Source organism: uncultured Clostridium sp. (assembly GCF_947039605.1).
Lineage (GTDB): Bacteria > Bacillota > Clostridia > Clostridiales > Clostridiaceae > Sarcina.
The window spans coordinates 1-16752 of record NZ_CAMQZG010000013.1; the positions used below are offsets into that span (position 1 = coordinate 1).

Below are 16752 nucleotides of genomic sequence, written 5' to 3' on the forward strand. Positions count from 1 at the left end.
ATCTAAAAAAGGCTTAGCGTGGTCCGAAAAAATTTATAACAAATTAGTTGAAACTGCGCAGGAAGCTATTATTATCGGACTTCCTTTACAAGGGTTATCAATTAAAATTACTAGTTCACTAAATATAATAGCTGCTTTAGAAACAGAATTAAATATTTTACTAAAGGAAATTAAATCTTTTATTAACTCTAATAATTTTCCAGAATCAATAAAAAACAATATAGATTTAATTGATTCTATACCAGGCATAGGCTATCTCACAGCTATTAGTATAATTGCTGAAATTGGAGATATAAAAAAGTTTGCAAAGCCTAAACACTTGGTAGCATTCTTTGGTGTTGATAGTTCCGTTAATGAATCTGGTAAATTTAAAGGTAATCAAAATAAAATATCAAAACGAGGAACTCGTATAGGTCGTCGAGCTTTATATGCAGTAGCATTAGCTTCTATTCGTAAAACCCGTAAAGGAATTCCTATAAACTATGTTTTATTAGATTACTATCAAAATAACCTTAAAGGAAAAAAAGCCAAAGTTTCATTAATTGCTCTTATGCATAAACTACTAAATTATATTTTTGCAGTTCTTCGTAATCAAGAATCTTTTGAATTAAGAGATCCTAGAATTCATGAAAAAATGTATTTAAACAATGTAGCTTAGTTTATCCATTTTTTGTAATCATTCGTATTCACGCTATGCTTTGTTTGCTATACCCTTTTTTAAGAAAATTTATTTTTCAATAATTTACTTGACTATTATTAGCTGGTCTATTTTTATCACTATAACTAACTTTTAACTTCCTTTTATTTGATAAGTTATATTTTCCATTTTAATTTTTTTCTTCTATTGTTTTATCAACATTTTTACTTGTTCCAAAACTCATAGTTGAAGTAAGGTATGTATTACTCTTTCCATCTAAATTAATTTGCAAATAAACTCTTCCTATCGTATCCCATGGTCTACCATTGGCATTTAACTCTAAAGTACATTTTTTTTCGTCCACAACTAAATCAGGATATATTTGTTTTATTTTTGCTATATTTTTATCATTAGGCTTCAAATTATAAACTGCATCATATAAGGGCATATTTGGATTATGAACAATTCTTGTAGATTTTAAATTATCCAAATATTCTCTATCTAACTCAATAAAGTCATACATAATAGTAAATTTAACTAAACCATTCTTAATATTTTCTGGAATATCTTCATTAACTAAATTTTAACCCCCTCCTATTCCCTTTATATGTAAATTGTATCTTTTCTGAAAAATATATTCAATATATAATGTTGTAAAAACAAAAAAACGCAGATTTCTCTGCGTTTTTTACTAAATAATACTATTTAATTATTTAACCCACTCAATTATTTCACTTGCAGGTTTTCTTGATTTCTCTCTATTTGGACTTTCAGCTCTATATCCAAATACTATAATATAACTTAGTTCAAATTCTTCTTTATTAAGTAATCCTCTTTTAACAAGAATTTCCTCAACTTTTTCTTTATCAAAACCTTCTACTGCACATGAATCTACACCAATCATAGCTGCTGATGTCATCATATTACCAAGTGCTATATAATTTTGTCTTGCTGACCACTCTGTAAGTGCTTTATCTGAACTTTCTATATCCATATTTGATTTTTGGAATTGCTCTAATATCGGTTTAAGTCCTGCAAAGAACTCTTCTGAAACACCTTTGTTTTCTACCCAAATATCATGAAGGTATTTAGCATCAAATCTAACATCTTTTCCTGCTCTTGTAAGTCCAAATACTATATGACTTGTAGTTGGAGCCTGTCTTTGCATTCCCCATGATACTGCTGCTGCTTCATTTATAAGTTCTTTACTATCTGAAACTAAAAACTTCCATGGCTCAAGACCAAATGAACTTGGTGATAATCTACCTGTTTCAACTATCATTTCCATATCTTCTCTTGGTATTATCTCTCCATTAAATTCCTTTGTAGCAAATCTAAAATTAAATATATCTATTACATCTTTTTTATTTATTTTCATATAAAATTCTCCTCTTTTGTTTAATCTATCTTAGTATTCCTAATTTCTATTATTTAATTACATGAACAAGTTCTTCAAATGATTGTCTTGTTTTTGGTCTTGGTTCTGCTTTTCTATATCCAAAAGCAACTGTTGTTCCAATTATAAACTCATCTTTATTAAGCATTCCTTCTTTTACAAGAATCTCTTCTAAAGTAGCCTCATCATATCCACCAATTGCACATGAATCAATCTTCATTTCTGCTGCAATTTGCATCATATTTTGAAGAGCCATATGACTTTGTGTATTAGAATACATATTTAATAACTCACTTCTATTATCTATATCAAATCTAGCTACTTCTAACTTCTTTAAAGTATCTTTCATCATAACTTCTATATCAGCAGGAACTTTTTTAATATCTTTTAATAGGTGGTCAATATACTTTGAATCATATCTTAAAGAATTAGCATTTCTAGTTAAAATAACAACAAACTTACTACAAGTAGGTATTTGTCTTCTTCCGCCCCATGAAACTTCTCCAAGCTTATCCTTGTAGTCTTGATTATCTATAACAATAAATCTCCAAGGCTCAAGTCCAAGTGAACTTGGTGCAAGTCTTCCTGCTTCAAGTATTACCTTAAATTCCTCATCACTTATTTTTTTTGTATTATCAAATTCTTTACAAGCATGTCTAAACTCTAAAGATTCCATTATTTCATTTATTTTATTATTCATTTTAAAATTCTCCTCTATAATTAGCTTATCTAATAACTATACATTTATAGCTTTTACAAAAAAAATATAAATAGTCCTACTTATTAAATAACTTTATTTTTACTCAATATAAATTGCACACAAATAAATTGTACGCAATTCACTTGCATAATCTTATTTTACACAAAGACTTTGTGGTTTTTGTGTCATTTTGATTAAAATTTTTGAAATATACAAAATTTAATTCTATAATATATCTATATTACACATTTTGGAGGATTATAATAATGCAAGAATTTGAAACTAGAGTCATGGACATTGATGTAGATAAAATTAGAGAACTTTGCACAAAAGTAGGTGCAATCAATGTAAAAAAAGAAAACCAAGTAAATGACATATATGATTTTGCTGATAGAAGACTTTTAGACAAAAAAGGTTATGCAAGAATCAGAACTGTTGAAGATATGATAAATAACAAAACTGTTTACTTTATGACTACAAAAAAAATGTTATCACAAGGTAAATTTAAAGTTATGGAAGAAAATGAAACTATAATTGAAAATGGCGAAATGGGAACTAAAATCTTTGAATCACTAGGACTTGAACTTCAAGAGTCTATCAAAAAGTATAGGGAAAGCTATAAATATAAAAACTCTCTTATAGAAATAGATATAAATGATAAGAATTTTTGTCCTTTCCCATATATAGAAATTGAAACTACTTGTGAAGAAGAATTAAATGAAGTTTTAGAATTCCTTGGCTACACACCAGAGGACACGACTTCAAAAACTATCTATCAAATTCTTAAGGAAAGAGGATTTACACCAAACGCTAAAGGAAAAGGCTTATAAAAAATTAAGGACTATGTAGATTTTATTAATCTACATAGTCCTTATATTTTTATATATTATGCTACTTTCTTTGCCTTAGCATCTTTTAAAGTAAATGCTATAAACATAGCAACTATTGAAACAACACCAGAGAATATAAACATATTTGAATATCCTATATTTAATGTGTGTTGGAATGCATAAACTATTGAGTCTTTCGCATTATCAAGTTGAGCCATATAAGCTACTGATGCTTCCTTTAACTTCCCAAGCATTGCTGGATTTCCAGCACCACCTTTCATTAAACTAGCAAATTGTCCTTCAATCATCTGTTTGATTGAACTAAATATATTATAGGCATTCGCATTTTGAAGTGCACTACTTGCCACTGCCCCATGAGCTGAACTTGCTGCACCCATACCTTGCATTTTTGGTATTACTGCTTGAACTGCTGATGGAACTTTTTTAGCTGCATCTGCTATGTAATTTATAAGTACATTAGGTGCTACTGCTATACCTATAGATCTAAATAAAGCGATTGTTGATTGTCCCATTGTCGCTTCTGAATCTGGAACATAACTAAGCATTAAATAGTTCATTGGTGTACCAAAACTGAACCCTGTACCAAATCCTATAAGACCTATTCCAATAAATAAATTAATAAAACTTGGATTATAGCAAGTTACAAGCCCTTCATATAAAGCACCTATTGCTATAAGTAAGAACCCTGCTATTATAACTATTTTTGCACCTATTTTATCTGTAAGTTTACCACTTATTGGTGAGGCTATCCCCATAAACACTGCAAATATAGTTGTATAATATCCACCACTACCAGCAGGTATTTTTAATACATTCTCACTAAATTGAGGTAAGAACACAACTGCCATAAGTCCAAAACTTACAAGTAAACTTAAAATTAATAATATACTTATATTTCTATCCTTGAAATAATGCAGATTTAAAACTGGACTTTCTGCTCTCTTTTCAAAGAATACAAATACAGGTATAGATATTATAAATATTATTATGTAAGGCCAAACATCTGTTGACTGAATTGACTTCCATAGATTATCAAATTTTAAATTAGTTAAGAAGTACATAAGTGAAAGTATTAAAACTGTTAAAGTAACTGACCCTGCATAGTCAATTTTAACTCCTTTAGCAGTAACTTTTTCTTCTAATTTTGAAGCCATAAATATAATTACTATACTTATAGGTACATTTATAAAGAATAATAATCCCCAGTTATCATTACCAAAGATTTGTAGTATTGCTGAACCAAGAGATGGTCCTATAACTGTGAATATTCCAAATATAGCACCAATAATTCCAAGTGCCATACCTCTTTTTTCTTTTGGGAAAGATGTTCCAACATAAGATGTTGCAATTGGCATAATTCCCCCACCACCTATAGCTTCAATTACTCTTGATGTAAGAAGCATAGAGTAGCTATTAAAGTAATCAGCTAGTCCACAGAATAGGGAACCTATTCCAAATAAAAATATTGATATTAAATAAATCTTTTTTCTTCCAAAACTATCTGCAAGTTTTCCCATTATAGGAATTGCAACTGCATACGCAAGTGTATAAATTGTAATCATCCAAATACTTGAACTTTGACTTGCATTTAAACCGTTTGCAATTATATCCCTAGCTGGAGAAACTATCCCAGAATCTAAAGCTCCCATTGCTATTCCTAAAAGAAATACTAGCATCGTTAGCTTAGTAGATGTTTTCTTCATTAGTAAACACTCCCTCGATTTTATTATATTGAGTTTTTTCTTTTGTTTGTACTTATTAGTTTTTATAAAAAACCAATAAGTTTTCATATTTATTTATTATATTATCTATTTTTTAATCAGTCAATACTTATATTTTGCTTCATTATCTTTTTTTAATTCTAATAAATAAAAAAACTATGCCCAAATGGGCATAGCCTGTATATACTGTTTAGTTTTAAATGGATTAAGCTAGATATTTAAGTTCTAATTTATTATTTATATTCTTCATGCTATGATGAAGCTCATGTTTTGAAACTTTAATTGAATATCTAGAATTCTTATCTGTTATAATCTCTAGATTGCCTGACTTAGTATAATAATTGAATTTTTCGATTTCATTATAAGATAATATCACATGTTCATCTGCTATATTACCCCTATCTAATTCACCAATAACCATACTATCGTCAGCAAAAGCCACGAGGAAACTCCTTGTTGAATAATTAAAAATATTAAACAAATCTTTTAATATAGATTTTTTCTTATGATTTTCAACATAAGCACCAGTTAAATAACTGATTATTTTTTTGCTCCCTAGATTAAATATCGAAGGAATCTCCTTGGGCGACCCATATCCGAGTTCAGACATTTTAAAATACACATCCTTTTTAAACTTAATTTTATAATTTATTATGGCTTATTATAATAAATTCTCTGTATAATTGCAAACTCACTAATTGCAAAGTATCCCTCTATAGATAAGGTATACTATCCCTATTATTTATATAACCATTCTCTCTTAGATAAGATATATTTATTTGTTTTATTTTCATATTTATGCTAATTTATCGTATAATAGTATTATGAAAACATAGTACTAAGATTAAATAAATTGTGAGGTGATTAAATGATTGACTTAGCTATGCTTGGTATTGGTGGTGGAATGCCCCTTCCTGGTAGATATCTTTCAGCTGGACTCTTGAATTTTAAAGGCAGAAAAATACTTATAGACTGCGGAGAGGGAACTCAAGTATCTATGAGAGAACTTGGTTGGGGATTTAAATCAATAGATATAATATGCATAACACATGGACATGGTGACCATACAGTTGGAATTCCTGGACTACTTGCTACTATCGGAAACTCTGGTAGAGAAACTCCACTAACTATAATAGGACCAAAAGGCATAAAAGAAATCATAACGGGGCTTAGAGTTATAGCACCCTACCTTCCTTATGATATAAATGTTATAGAAGCATCAGACTCTAAATTTAAGTTTGCCATTGAAGATGGAGAACTTAAATTAATTGATAAAAATAAAACTTGTTTTGAACCACTAGAAATTTCAACTATTTCAGTTGAACACTCTGCCCCCTGTATAAGCTACTCTTTTAATATAAAAAGAACAGCTCAGTTTGATATAGACAAGGCAATTCAAAATAATGTTCCAAAACCACTTTGGGGTAAACTCCAAAAAGGTGGTGCTCTAGAATTTGAAGGAATTACCTATACTCCTGCCCTTGTTTTAGGACAAGATAGAGATGGACTTAAATTCTCCTATGTAACAGATACTAGAACAATTCCTAAGATTGTAGATTTTATCAAAGATAGCAATCTTTTTGTATGTGAAGGTACTTATGGTGATGATGAGGATATAGACAAGGCTATACAAAATAAACATATGACTTTTAGAGAGGCTGCTACTCTTGCTAAAGATGCAAATGTAGAAGAACTTCTTTTAACTCATTTTAGCCCTGCTATGCCAAATCCTAGTTTATTTATTTCAAATGCTCGTGAAGTATTTGAAAATACAACTATTGGTGAAGCTCATATGATTAAAAAACTTATATTTAAGTAAAAAAATGGACTAACTCTTTTGAGCTAGTCCATTTTTCATTGTTTTGTATAATATGCTACCCCAACACTTTGAGGTCCAACATGAAGACCTATTATAGCTCCAATATCCATTATGTGACATGTTAATCCTAATTCTTCTTTTACTCTTGTTTGAATTTCAACGGCCTCATCATGGTTTAATATATGATAAATAACTGCTTCACCTAGTCCTTTTTTATCCATTTTATCTTTTATAATTTTTAGCATCTCACTTACGGCTTTTTTATGAGTTCTAACTTTTTCTAAAACTTCAACTGACCCATCTACGACATGTAATAGTGGAGTTATTTTTAATAACCCACCTATAAGTGCAGCTGCTGCACCTAATCTCCCACCTTTTCTAAGGTGACTAAGTGAACCTGGAATAAATATAATATCTACTCTTTTTCTCATAATCTCTATATATTCTTTAATTTCTTCTATACATTTTCCTTCATTTGCAAGTTTTGCTGCCTCTACTACCATAAATCCCATACTCATAGTTGTATTTAAACTATCAATAAGCTCAATTTTAGCCGTTGGGTATTTATCTAAGACCATTTCTTTTATTAAATGTGATGTCGAATACGTTCCACTAAGTTTTGAGGATAAAAATATCCCTAGAACCTCATCACCCTTTTCTACAACTTTAAGAAAAGCATTTGCAAATTCATCCATTGCCGGCTGTGCTGATTTTGGAAATGTACCTGCTACCGCAAGCTTATCATAAAACTCTTTTGCATCTACATCAGCTTCCCTCTCACTTATATTATCCATTATTACATTTAATGATATAACACTAATATCATACTTATCTATATATTCCTGTGGTATATAACTTGTACTATCTGTTATTATTTTTATTGACATAAAAACCTCCTAAAATTAAACAACTAAGTTTTTTGAAGCAATATTTTCCATTGTAAATTTAAATTCAAATATCGTTAAAGAATATTATATTATAAAATATTAAGATAATCAAAATATTATTCATTTTTTACCAATTATAAGTTAGTTCTTCTTGTTGTAGCCTCTATAAACTTACTTTTCAAAGTATCTCTATCCTCTTCTACAACTGATTTTTTAAGTTTTTCAAGTTCTAAAATAAAACTATCTATCTTGTTTGCTAAATTTTCTTTATTACTAATAAAAAGCTCACACCATAAATCTTCATTTATATTTGCAATTCTTGTTATCTCTTTATAAGAATCCCCTGTAAATGAACCTGTATCAACAGATAAATCATCACTATTCATAAGAGATACTGCAATTGCATGTGGTAATTGACTTGTAAATGCTATTATCTCATCATGTAAGTCTGCATTAGTTTCAACTATAGTAGAAAAACCCATTTTTTTAGCTAAAAACTTAACTTCCTCTATATTTTCATCTTTATTTTTCTCTGTTCTAGTTATAATAAAGTTAGCATCTATAAATACTTTTCTTGAAGCATACTCAATTCCTTTTTTCTCTCTACCAGCCATAGGATGTGTTAATACAAAATCTACTCCCTCTGGTATTTCAATATCTTTCAAATGATTTTTAACCCCTGATGTATCTACTATTATTAAGTCTTTTTTAAAAATCCCTTTATGGTTTTCTATAAAATCTTTTATCGCATCTGGGTATATACTAAGAATTATCATATCTGCTTCTTTTAAAATCTCAATTTCTTCTGGTGTGTCTATCGTCGCACCTTTTTCTATTATTCCAAGTTCAAATGCTTTTACTATTGTATCTCTTTTAATATCTATACCTTGAATATTTACTCCGTATATCTTTCCTCTAAGGCTAAGCCCTATCGACCCCCCAATTACTCCAAGTCCCACTAATGTTATATTCATATTATTTTACCCCTTTTAAATTAATAAAAAAAAAGAAGGAGAGCCAATTTTAATCTAGCTCTCTTTCTTTACGTCAGTCTTATCTTTAAGATGATTTTCTAATGCTTTAATTCCTAGTATATATCCAAAATCTCCAAACCCACATATCTGCCCTATACAAGCTGGTGCTATAACTGACTTATGTCTAAATTCTTCTCTCTTGTGTATATTACTAAGATGTACCTCTACCGTTGGTATATCAACACCTTTTAAAGCATCATAAATTGCAATACTGTAATGTGTATATGCCCCTGGATTTATAATAATTCCATCATATTTATCAAAGTACGCACTGTGAATCTCATTTATAAGTTCACCCTCTATATTACTTTGAAAATCTATTATTTCATGCCCAAGTTTTTTCCCCTCTTCTTTAACCATAGCTACAACATCATTAAAGTCTTTACTACCATAAATCTGTTTTTCTCTTATTCCAAGAAGGTTTAAATTTGGTCCATTTATAAGTTTAATTCTCATACTATTCCACCTATACCTTTAAACTAAACTTTTTTTAGTTTTCTCTACTATTTCTGATACTATATCAGAAATGCTTCCATCATTTATAACAATAACATCTGCATATTGATTATATAAATCAATTCTCTCTCTATAAAGATTTATAAGTTTTGATTTTCCATCTTGCAGTAGAGGTCTTGTACTTGTATCAACATCCTCTAGTATAAGTTCTAATGGTCTATTTATAAAAACTACAATAAAATCTTTAAAATAATCTATATTCTCTCTTTTTTTAACTACTCCCCCACCTGTTGATATTAAAGAATTTTCAAGTCTTGAAAGAACTTCGCAAGTCTTAGTTTCATAAGCTCTAAAAACTTCCTCTCCAGATTCAAATATTTCATTTATAGATTTTTTTGTACTTCTTTCTATAAAATAATCCATATCAACAAATTTAAGATTTAGCTCATTTGCAACATCCTGTCCTAGAGTTGTTTTTCCTGACCCTGGCATTCCTATTAAAACAATTCCTTTTTTCAAATTAATCACTCGCTTTACTTAAATCTTAAACTTAACTTTTCAAATATTTCTTTTTCAACTTTTTCATCAATCACAATATCATTCCAAATCTCTTCTGCTCTCATTGCTTGTGCAACTAACATATAAAGACCCTTAACAGTTTTTAAACCTGCATCTTTAGCTTCTTTTAAAAATCTAGTTTGCTCTGGATTATAAACTATATCACAAGCAACTTCAAACTTTTCAAAAATCTTTTTATCTATCGCAGTTGTATCAACGCTCGGATACATTCCACAAGGAGTTGTATTAACCACTGCATAAGCACTATCAATTTCTGATAAATCCTCATAATTTAAAAACTCCATTTTACTCAAGCCTTTAAACTTTTCTTTTGCAATATTTTTATCTCTTGAAACCATCACAAGTTTTGTAGCACCCTCATCTAAAAGACAATGCACAATAGCTTTTGATGCACCACCAGAACCTAAAATATAAAAGACTTTATCTTTGAATATAACTCCATCTCTTTGAAGCATTCTTTTAAATCCATAATAATCAGTATTATATCCATAGCTATTACCATCTTTAATTAAAATAGTATTTATAGCACCGATTTTTTTAGCTTCATCTGATATAAAATCTAACTGCTCCATTACTGTTTCTTTATAAGGAATAGTAACATTACACCCTTTTACTCCAAGAGTTTTAATTGAACTTACAACATTGGAAATATCAGATTTAACTACTGAAAACAGATTGAATTTTGCATCCATATTAATTTTATTATAAAGATTCTCATGTATCTCTGGTGATAAACTATGACCTAACTTTTCACCTATTAATCCAAATACTTTCATTTTAAATTACTCCTGTCTTTTATAAGCACCAAGTATTCTAAAATCTTGTGCTGTTTCTTCAACCATATCAAGTGCAGCTTTAACCTCTGGTATATTTATATTCCCATCAATATCAACATAGAAGAAATAATTAAATGAACCATTCCCCATAGGTCTTGATTCTATTTTCCTCATATTTATATTACTATTAGAAAATGCTTCTAGTTGTTTATATAAATATCCTGCTTTATTAGGAACTGTAAATGATATTGTAAGCTTATTACATAATTCTGTTGACTCAAACTCTCTACCAATAACTATAAATCTTGTATAATTTTCCTTAGCATTATTTATAGCCTTTTGTAGAATTTCTAAATCATAAATTTCTGCTGCTCTTTTACCTGCTATTGCTACCTTTGTGCTATCATTACTTTCTGAAACATACTTCGCACTTATAGCTGTATTATGATATGGAATAGTTTTAATATCTTTTAATGTTTTAATATAATCACTACTTTGCTCAAATCCTTGACTGTGTGAATATACTTCTTTTATATCTTCTATCTTTGTTCCCTTAACACCAAGTAAATTGTGTTCAATTCTTAAAAGTGTTTCACCAACTATGTGGAATCCATATTTTTTCAAAAGGTCATAAACTGCTGTAATTGACCCAGTTGATGAATTTTCTATAGGAAGTACACCATAATCTATTTTTGAAAATTTAAGTGCTGTAAAAACATCTTCAAATTCTTCAAAATTAGTTTTTGCATATCCCTTACCAAAATATTTAATAAGTGCTTCTTCCCCAAAAGAACCTAAATCCCCTTGGAACCCAAGTTTTATCTCTTTGCCTTTTGAAAGTGCTGCTTCTCTTTTCCCTATTTTTTCACACTGATACTCTTTGCTTATATCCATAAGGCTATGTAGCATATCTCTCGTGTAAGATTTTAAAGCTTCATCTTTTACCCTTGCAACATTCTTTGCTATAACCTCATCTTCTCTTTGCTTATTGAATATAGGAAGATTATTTGCTTCTTTATATCTTGCAACATCTACCACAATATTCATTCTCTCTTCAAAAAGTTCTATAAGTTTTTGATCTATTTCATCAATTCTATTTCTACAATAGTCTAGATCTTTCATTTATCTAACCACCTTTTAAATTACTTCTCTAGCCTAACCTAATTTCCATTTTACTTTTTATCTTTCATTAAGAAGTTCTAAAACTGCAATCGCAGATATTGCCTCTATAACAACAACAGCCCTTTGAACTATACAAGGGTCATGTCTTCCCTCAATTTTTATAATTTCATTTTGCATTGTTTCTATATTTACAGTTCTCTGCTCTCTACTAATTGAGGCAGTAGGCTTTATAGCAACTCTGTGTATAACAGGCATTCCATTAGTAATTCCACCAACAATTCCACCGTTATTATTTGAGTAAGCTCTTATAACACCCTCTTCAATATAATACTCATCATTAGCCTTAGACCCTCTAGCTTTTGCTATATCAAAACCAAGTCCAAATTCAATCGCTTTAACTGCTGGAATAGAAAATGCAAGTGATGCTATTTTACTTTCTAAAGAATCAAAAAATGGTGAACCAACTCCTGCTTTGACTCCTATAATTCCTGTTTCTATAACTCCACCAACTGAATCCACATCTTTTTTAGCAGACATAATTTCTTCTTTGATTGCCTCTATCTTAGAATCATCTAATACAGGTAATTCTTTCTCTAAAAGACTACTTAAAGTTTCACTACTTAAATTCACAAAATCAAATGAATCATCATTAATATTTGAAACTGCTTTAATATGAGCACCAACTTTAATGCCTTCAGATTCTAAAATTTGCTTTGCTATTGCACCTGCAAAAACTATTGGAGCCGTTATTCTACCTGAAAAATGACCTCCACCTCTATAATCATTAAACCCAGCATATCTTACAAAGCCTGAATAATCAGCATGACCAGGTCTCATTAAATCCTTAGTCTTAGAATAATCTCTTGACCTTGTATCGCTATTTTCAATCATCATAGATATTGGTGCACCTGTAGTTTTTCCCTCAAAAATCCCTGAAAGAATTACAGGCTTATCAGCTTCTTTTCTTGGAGTAGATAACTTATCTTTCCCCGGCGCTCTTCTTTGCATTTCAATCTCTACTTTTTCCATATCAATTGAAATACCAGCTTTAATACCATTTATAACTATCCCAATAGCTTTTCCATGTGATTCTCCAAATATAGAAAGTTCTATATTATTCCCCCATGTTCCACTCATAAAACTCTCCTCCTAACATCTTAAAATCTTCCCAAAAGTTTGGATATGACTTTGAAACACAAGCAGGATTTTCAAGAATTAAATCTTCCTCACATCTTGTAGATGCTATTGCCATACTCATTGCTATTCTATGGTCATCATAACTAGAAACTTCTCCACCCTTTAAAGTTTCAACACCCTCTATTACAAGTCCATCTTCAAATTCTGTAATATTTGCACCAAGTTTATTAAGTTCTGTAGTTATCGCATGAAGTCTATCACATTCTTTAATTCTAAGTCTTCCAGCATTTATAATTTTTGTAGTCCCTTTAGTTAGTGCTGCAACTACTGTTATAACTGGAATCACATCTGGGCAACCTTTTCCATCAATAATAGATTCTTCTTCCTCACATTGCTTTATAGATAATGCTTTATTCTCTATAACAAGTCTATTTCCAAGGTCTTCTAATATTTTAATAACCTCTTTATCTCCTTGAAGTGAATATAAATCAAGATTTTTTATAGCAACCTTATTTCCAATTGCACCTGCTGATAAATAGAATGCTGCTTGTGAATAATCACCCTCAACCTCATAATCAAAAGCATTATATTCTTGCTTTCCTTTTATAATAAATTCTTTATATTCTTTATTTATAACCTCAATACCAAAACTTTTTAACATTGCTAATGTTAAATCTAAATATCCTTTAGATTCAAGCTCTGTTGTAATCACTATTTTTGAATCATTTTCAAGTAATGGTAATGTAAACATTAACCCACTTATAAACTGTGAACTTACATTTCCAGCTACCTTAAAAATTTCACCCTTTAACTTTCCATTAATATCAAGATTTAAAATATTTTTTTCACATGAATAGTCAATCTTTTGTCTGTCAAATATTTCATAAAAAATATCAAGAGGTCTTTTCCCAAGATTTCCTCTTCCAACAAACTTAACTTTATTTTCCTTTGCTATTGATATTGGTACAATAAATCTAAGTGTTGAACCTGATTCATTACAATCAACAACTATATCATCTTCTTTATTTTCAAAAGTCTTACTACCATCTATTAGAAAACTTTTATTACCTAAATCTTCTATACTCGCCCCAAGCGATTTCATAGCATTTATTGTTGCTATTATATCATCTGATAAATCAAGATTACTTATTATACTTTTTCCCTTTGCAAGAGCTGCACATATAACTGCTCTGTGTGCCATACTTTTTGATGGCGGAACTGATACTGTACCTTCTATCTTTTTTGATTTTATTCTAATCTTAGACATTTCCATATGCCCCCTCTATTTAAAAAACTCATAAGTAGTTTTATATATAAAACTCTCTCCAATTTCCTTTAACAAAATAACATTTAAACTATCATTTAAATTCTTCTTATCAAGCTTTATAGCTTCTAATAAATCATCATTACCACTCTTCATTACATCACACATAAATGGCAAATCATATTTTTCTAACATAGTTTTTATTCTTATAGCAGAGCCTTCCTTTGTTAGATTTAAAATTTCACTAATAAGTGAAATTTGATACATTCCAATCCCCACTGCCTCGCCATGACTATAAGTTTCAAAATTATAAAACTTCTCTATAGCATGTGCAAGAGTATGACCAAAATTAAGAAGCATTCTCTCTCCGGTGTCTCTCTCATCATTTTCAACTACCTGTCTTTTTATATCACAACAAGTATAAACAATATCATCTATATTTAACTTTAATTCTTTTCTATCTTTATATTTTTCTAATCTATCAAAAAGCTCTGAATCCTTTATACATCCATACTTTATAACTTCTCCAAGTCCATCATTAAAGAACTTTTCTTCTAATGTATTTAGTATATCTGTATCAATTAAAACTCTTTTTGGATGATAAAAGCTACCAACTAAATTTTTCCCTGCATCAAGGTCTACTGCAACCTTACCACCTACGCTTGAATCAACCTGTGCAAGTAAAGATGTTGGAATTTGTATAAAATCTACACCTCTTAAAAATGTTGAAGCAACAAAACCACCTAAGTCACCTACAACTCCACCACCAAAAGCTATTACTAAATCACTTCTAGTAAGTTTAAACTCTAAAAGCTCATTATATATAGGTAGCAGCGAAGAAAAGTTTTTACTTTTCTCCCCTGCCTCTATAACTATAAATCTTGCCTTAAAACCATTTGCCTCTAAATGCTCTTTAAGTTCTTTTCCATAAATTCTATCAAGGTTAGTATCTGTTATAATAACAACTCTATTTCCTGTGTGGACTTCCCTTATATATTTAGATAGGTTTTCTCTAAGCTTACTTTCTATTAAAATATCATAACTTCTCTCATCAAGATTTACTCTTAATTGTTTCACTAGATTTCTCTACCTACTGCTTTAGCTATTGCTTTCATTTCTTCAACAAGCTGTGCATACTCTGATGGTTTTAATGATTGTTGTCCGTCACATAAAGCATTAGCTGGGTCATTATGAACTTCTATAATAAGACCATCAGCACCAACTGCTATGGCAGCTTTTGATAATGGGTCTACCATCCAGTTCTTTCCTGCTGCATGAGATGGATCAATAATAACTGGTAAGTGGCTAAGCTTTTTGATAGCTGGAACCATACTTAAATCAAGAGTATTTCTTGTATAAGTTTCAAAAGTTCTTATTCCCCTCTCACAAAGTATAACTCTATCATTTCCACCAGCCATAATGTACTCAGCTGACATTAAAAGTTCTTCTATAGTAGCTGATAAACCTCTTTTAAGTAATATTGGCTTATCCGTTTTACCAAGCTCTTTTAATAAATCAAAGTTTTGCATATTTCTAGCTCCAACTTGAATTACATCAACATCATCAACAAATCTGTCTATCATGCTTGTTGACATTATTTCTGTAACTATTGGAAGACCTGTTTCTTTTCTAGCAAGCTTTAAAAGTTCTAATCCCTCTGCTTCTAAGCCTTGGAAACTATATGGTGAAGTTCTTGGTTTAAATGCACCACCTCTTAAAAATCCTGCTCCAATTTCTTTTACATCTTTTGCGATAGATATTATTTGTTCTGGAGTTTCTACTGAACACGGTCCAGCAATTAATGTAATTTGTTTTCCTCCAACTTTTCTACCACATATATCAAATATAGAGTTTTCTGGGTGGAATACTCTATTTGCTTTCTTGTAAGGTTCTTGAACTTTACATACTCTTTCTACATTTTCATTTGCTTCTATCTTTTTAGGATCTATTCTACTTGTGTCACCAACTAATCCTAAAATGTTTTTTCCTTCTCCGTTTACCACTTGTACGTCTACTCCTAAGCTCTGTATTTTAGAGATTAATTTTTTAACCTCTAATTCCTTTGTTTTTGGCTTTAAAATAACTATCATAAATAACCCTCCTACTTTTACCCTTTTGCTAATTTTAATTTTAGCATTTATTTGTATACTTATTGTTAAGATTTGAAATTAATATTAAACACCCCAATTTTTCTAAAAAAAAATAAGATTCACTAATGAATCCTATTTTAAAACAATAATTCTTATTTGCCAATATTGACTACGGCGAGGCTTATGTTTCTATCATACTCATTAGATATTTTGTATATTATTTTTTTCGTTACTAAAGATAACCATGCTAAAATAAAAGCTTAGGTTATAATAAAAGTTATAA

The 16752-nt window shown here is 29.8% G+C and carries 18 protein-coding genes; 3 read left to right on the top strand and 15 right to left on the bottom strand.

Features of this window, described 5'->3' with window-relative positions; genetic code table 11:
- Nucleotides 1-658, top strand: a 658-nt coding sequence (locus Q0V24_RS06355) for a transposase (protein ID WP_297519583.1), incomplete at its 5' end; no start/stop codon positions are given.
- Nucleotides 659-827: 169 nt separating this feature from the next.
- On the opposite strand, the gene Q0V24_RS06360 is transcribed toward Q0V24_RS06355, so the two are convergent.
- The 3 genes from Q0V24_RS06360 to Q0V24_RS06370 all read right to left on the bottom strand — a co-directional run bounded on the left by Q0V24_RS06360 (nucleotide 828) and on the right by Q0V24_RS06370 (nucleotide 2733).
- Entirely contained in the window at nucleotides 828-1202 is a 375-nt protein-coding gene (locus Q0V24_RS06360; RefSeq protein ID WP_366938281.1) for a Csa1 family protein, read from the bottom strand.
- Nucleotides 1203-1346: 144 nt separating this feature from the next.
- Nucleotides 1347-2015, bottom strand: a complete 669-nt coding sequence (locus Q0V24_RS06365) for an NAD(P)H-dependent oxidoreductase (RefSeq protein ID WP_297519585.1) — start codon at nucleotides 2013-2015, stop codon at nucleotides 1347-1349.
- A gap of 49 nt (nucleotides 2016-2064) precedes the next feature.
- Nucleotides 2065-2733: an NAD(P)H-dependent oxidoreductase gene (locus tag Q0V24_RS06370; RefSeq protein WP_297519587.1), complete on the bottom strand. Its 669-nt coding sequence runs from the start codon at nucleotides 2731-2733 to the stop codon at nucleotides 2065-2067.
- A gap of 266 nt (nucleotides 2734-2999) precedes the next feature.
- Between Q0V24_RS06370 and Q0V24_RS06375 the strand changes: the two genes are divergently transcribed.
- Nucleotides 3000-3563, top strand: a complete 564-nt coding sequence (locus Q0V24_RS06375) for a CYTH domain-containing protein (protein ID WP_297519589.1) — start codon at nucleotides 3000-3002, stop codon at nucleotides 3561-3563.
- Nucleotides 3564-3619: 56 nt separating this feature from the next.
- On the opposite strand, the gene Q0V24_RS06380 is transcribed toward Q0V24_RS06375, so the two are convergent.
- Nucleotides 3620-5287: an MFS transporter gene (locus Q0V24_RS06380; protein ID WP_366938279.1), complete on the bottom strand. Its 1668-nt coding sequence runs from the start codon at nucleotides 5285-5287 to the stop codon at nucleotides 3620-3622.
- A gap of 223 nt (nucleotides 5288-5510) precedes the next feature.
- Nucleotides 5511-5915: a hypothetical protein gene (locus Q0V24_RS06385; protein ID WP_297519593.1), complete on the bottom strand. Its 405-nt coding sequence runs from the start codon at nucleotides 5913-5915 to the stop codon at nucleotides 5511-5513.
- A 258-nt stretch (nucleotides 5916-6173) separates the two neighbouring features.
- On the opposite strand from Q0V24_RS06385, the gene Q0V24_RS06390 reads away from it, so the two are divergent.
- Nucleotides 6174-7124 (top strand): ribonuclease Z, encoded by a 951-nt coding sequence (locus Q0V24_RS06390; RefSeq protein ID WP_297519595.1) that lies wholly within the window; start codon nucleotides 6174-6176, stop codon nucleotides 7122-7124.
- Nucleotides 7125-7159: 35 nt separating this feature from the next.
- On the opposite strand, the gene Q0V24_RS06395 is transcribed toward Q0V24_RS06390, so the two are convergent.
- From Q0V24_RS06395 to aroF, 10 genes are all read right to left on the bottom strand, one after another.
- On the bottom strand, nucleotides 7160-8011 hold the full coding sequence (locus tag Q0V24_RS06395) for a DegV family protein (RefSeq protein ID WP_297519597.1): 852 nt from the start codon (nucleotides 8009-8011) through the stop codon (nucleotides 7160-7162).
- 134 nt (nucleotides 8012-8145) lie between these two features.
- Nucleotides 8146-8985: a prephenate dehydrogenase gene (locus Q0V24_RS06400; RefSeq protein WP_297519600.1), complete on the bottom strand. Its 840-nt coding sequence runs from the start codon at nucleotides 8983-8985 to the stop codon at nucleotides 8146-8148.
- A gap of 54 nt (nucleotides 8986-9039) precedes the next feature.
- Nucleotides 9040-9501 (bottom strand): type II 3-dehydroquinate dehydratase, encoded by a 462-nt coding sequence (gene aroQ / locus Q0V24_RS06405; RefSeq protein WP_297519602.1) that lies wholly within the window; start codon nucleotides 9499-9501, stop codon nucleotides 9040-9042.
- A gap of 18 nt (nucleotides 9502-9519) precedes the next feature.
- Nucleotides 9520-10020, bottom strand: a complete 501-nt coding sequence (locus tag Q0V24_RS06410) for a shikimate kinase (protein WP_297519604.1) — start codon at nucleotides 10018-10020, stop codon at nucleotides 9520-9522.
- 14 nt (nucleotides 10021-10034) lie between these two features.
- A complete protein-coding gene (aroE, locus tag Q0V24_RS06415; RefSeq protein WP_297519605.1) occupies nucleotides 10035-10856 on the bottom strand; it encodes a shikimate dehydrogenase in 822 nt (273 codons plus the stop codon).
- Nucleotides 10857-10862: 6 nt separating this feature from the next.
- Complete coding sequence (locus Q0V24_RS06420) at nucleotides 10863-11978, bottom strand: chorismate mutase (protein ID WP_297519607.1); 1116 nt, start codon at nucleotides 11976-11978, stop codon at nucleotides 10863-10865.
- 57 nt (nucleotides 11979-12035) lie between these two features.
- Complete coding sequence (gene aroC / locus Q0V24_RS06425; RefSeq protein WP_297519609.1) at nucleotides 12036-13115, bottom strand: chorismate synthase; 1080 nt, start codon at nucleotides 13113-13115, stop codon at nucleotides 12036-12038.
- Nucleotides 13093-14382, bottom strand: a complete 1290-nt coding sequence (gene aroA, locus Q0V24_RS06430; RefSeq protein WP_297519611.1) for a 3-phosphoshikimate 1-carboxyvinyltransferase — start codon at nucleotides 14380-14382, stop codon at nucleotides 13093-13095. Before aroA ends, aroC begins: the two co-directional genes overlap by 23 nt.
- Nucleotides 14383-14397: 15 nt before the next feature.
- Entirely contained in the window at nucleotides 14398-15456 is a 1059-nt protein-coding gene (aroB, locus tag Q0V24_RS06435) for a 3-dehydroquinate synthase (RefSeq protein WP_297519613.1), read from the bottom strand.
- A complete protein-coding gene (aroF, locus tag Q0V24_RS06440) occupies nucleotides 15456-16469 on the bottom strand; it encodes a 3-deoxy-7-phosphoheptulonate synthase (protein WP_297519615.1) in 1014 nt (337 codons plus the stop codon). Before aroF ends, aroB begins: the two co-directional genes overlap by 1 nt.
- Nucleotides 16470-16752 lie beyond the last annotated feature (283 nt).

Coding starts and splice junctions, on each gene's coding strand:
- Q0V24_RS06365 (WP_297519585.1), bottom strand. CDS start 2,015: ATGAAAATAAATAAAAAAGATGTAATAGATATATTTAATTTTAGATTT.
- Q0V24_RS06370 (WP_297519587.1), bottom strand. CDS start 2,733: ATGAATAATAAAATAAATGAAATAATGGAATCTTTAGAGTTTAGACAT.
- Q0V24_RS06375 (WP_297519589.1), top strand. CDS start 3,000: ATGCAAGAATTTGAAACTAGAGTCATGGACATTGATGTAGATAAAATT.
- Q0V24_RS06380 (WP_366938279.1), bottom strand. CDS start 5,287: ATGAAGAAAACATCTACTAAGCTAACGATGCTAGTATTTCTTTTAGGA.
- Q0V24_RS06385 (WP_297519593.1), bottom strand. CDS start 5,915: ATGTCTGAACTCGGATATGGGTCGCCCAAGGAGATTCCTTCGATATTT.
- Q0V24_RS06390 (WP_297519595.1), top strand. CDS start 6,174: ATGATTGACTTAGCTATGCTTGGTATTGGTGGTGGAATGCCCCTTCCT.
- Q0V24_RS06395 (WP_297519597.1), bottom strand. CDS start 8,011: ATGTCAATAAAAATAATAACAGATAGTACAAGTTATATACCACAGGAA.
- Q0V24_RS06400 (WP_297519600.1), bottom strand. CDS start 8,985: ATGAATATAACATTAGTGGGACTTGGAGTAATTGGGGGGTCGATAGGG.
- aroQ (WP_297519602.1), bottom strand. CDS start 9,501: ATGAGAATTAAACTTATAAATGGACCAAATTTAAACCTTCTTGGAATA.
- aroE (WP_297519605.1), bottom strand. CDS start 10,856: ATGAAAGTATTTGGATTAATAGGTGAAAAGTTAGGTCATAGTTTATCA.
- Q0V24_RS06420 (WP_297519607.1), bottom strand. CDS start 11,978: ATGAAAGATCTAGACTATTGTAGAAATAGAATTGATGAAATAGATCAA.
- aroC (WP_297519609.1), bottom strand. CDS start 13,115: ATGAGTGGAACATGGGGGAATAATATAGAACTTTCTATATTTGGAGAA.
- aroA (WP_297519611.1), bottom strand. CDS start 14,382: ATGTCTAAGATTAGAATAAAATCAAAAAAGATAGAAGGTACAGTATCA.
- aroF (WP_297519615.1), bottom strand. CDS start 16,469: ATGATAGTTATTTTAAAGCCAAAAACAAAGGAATTAGAGGTTAAAAAA.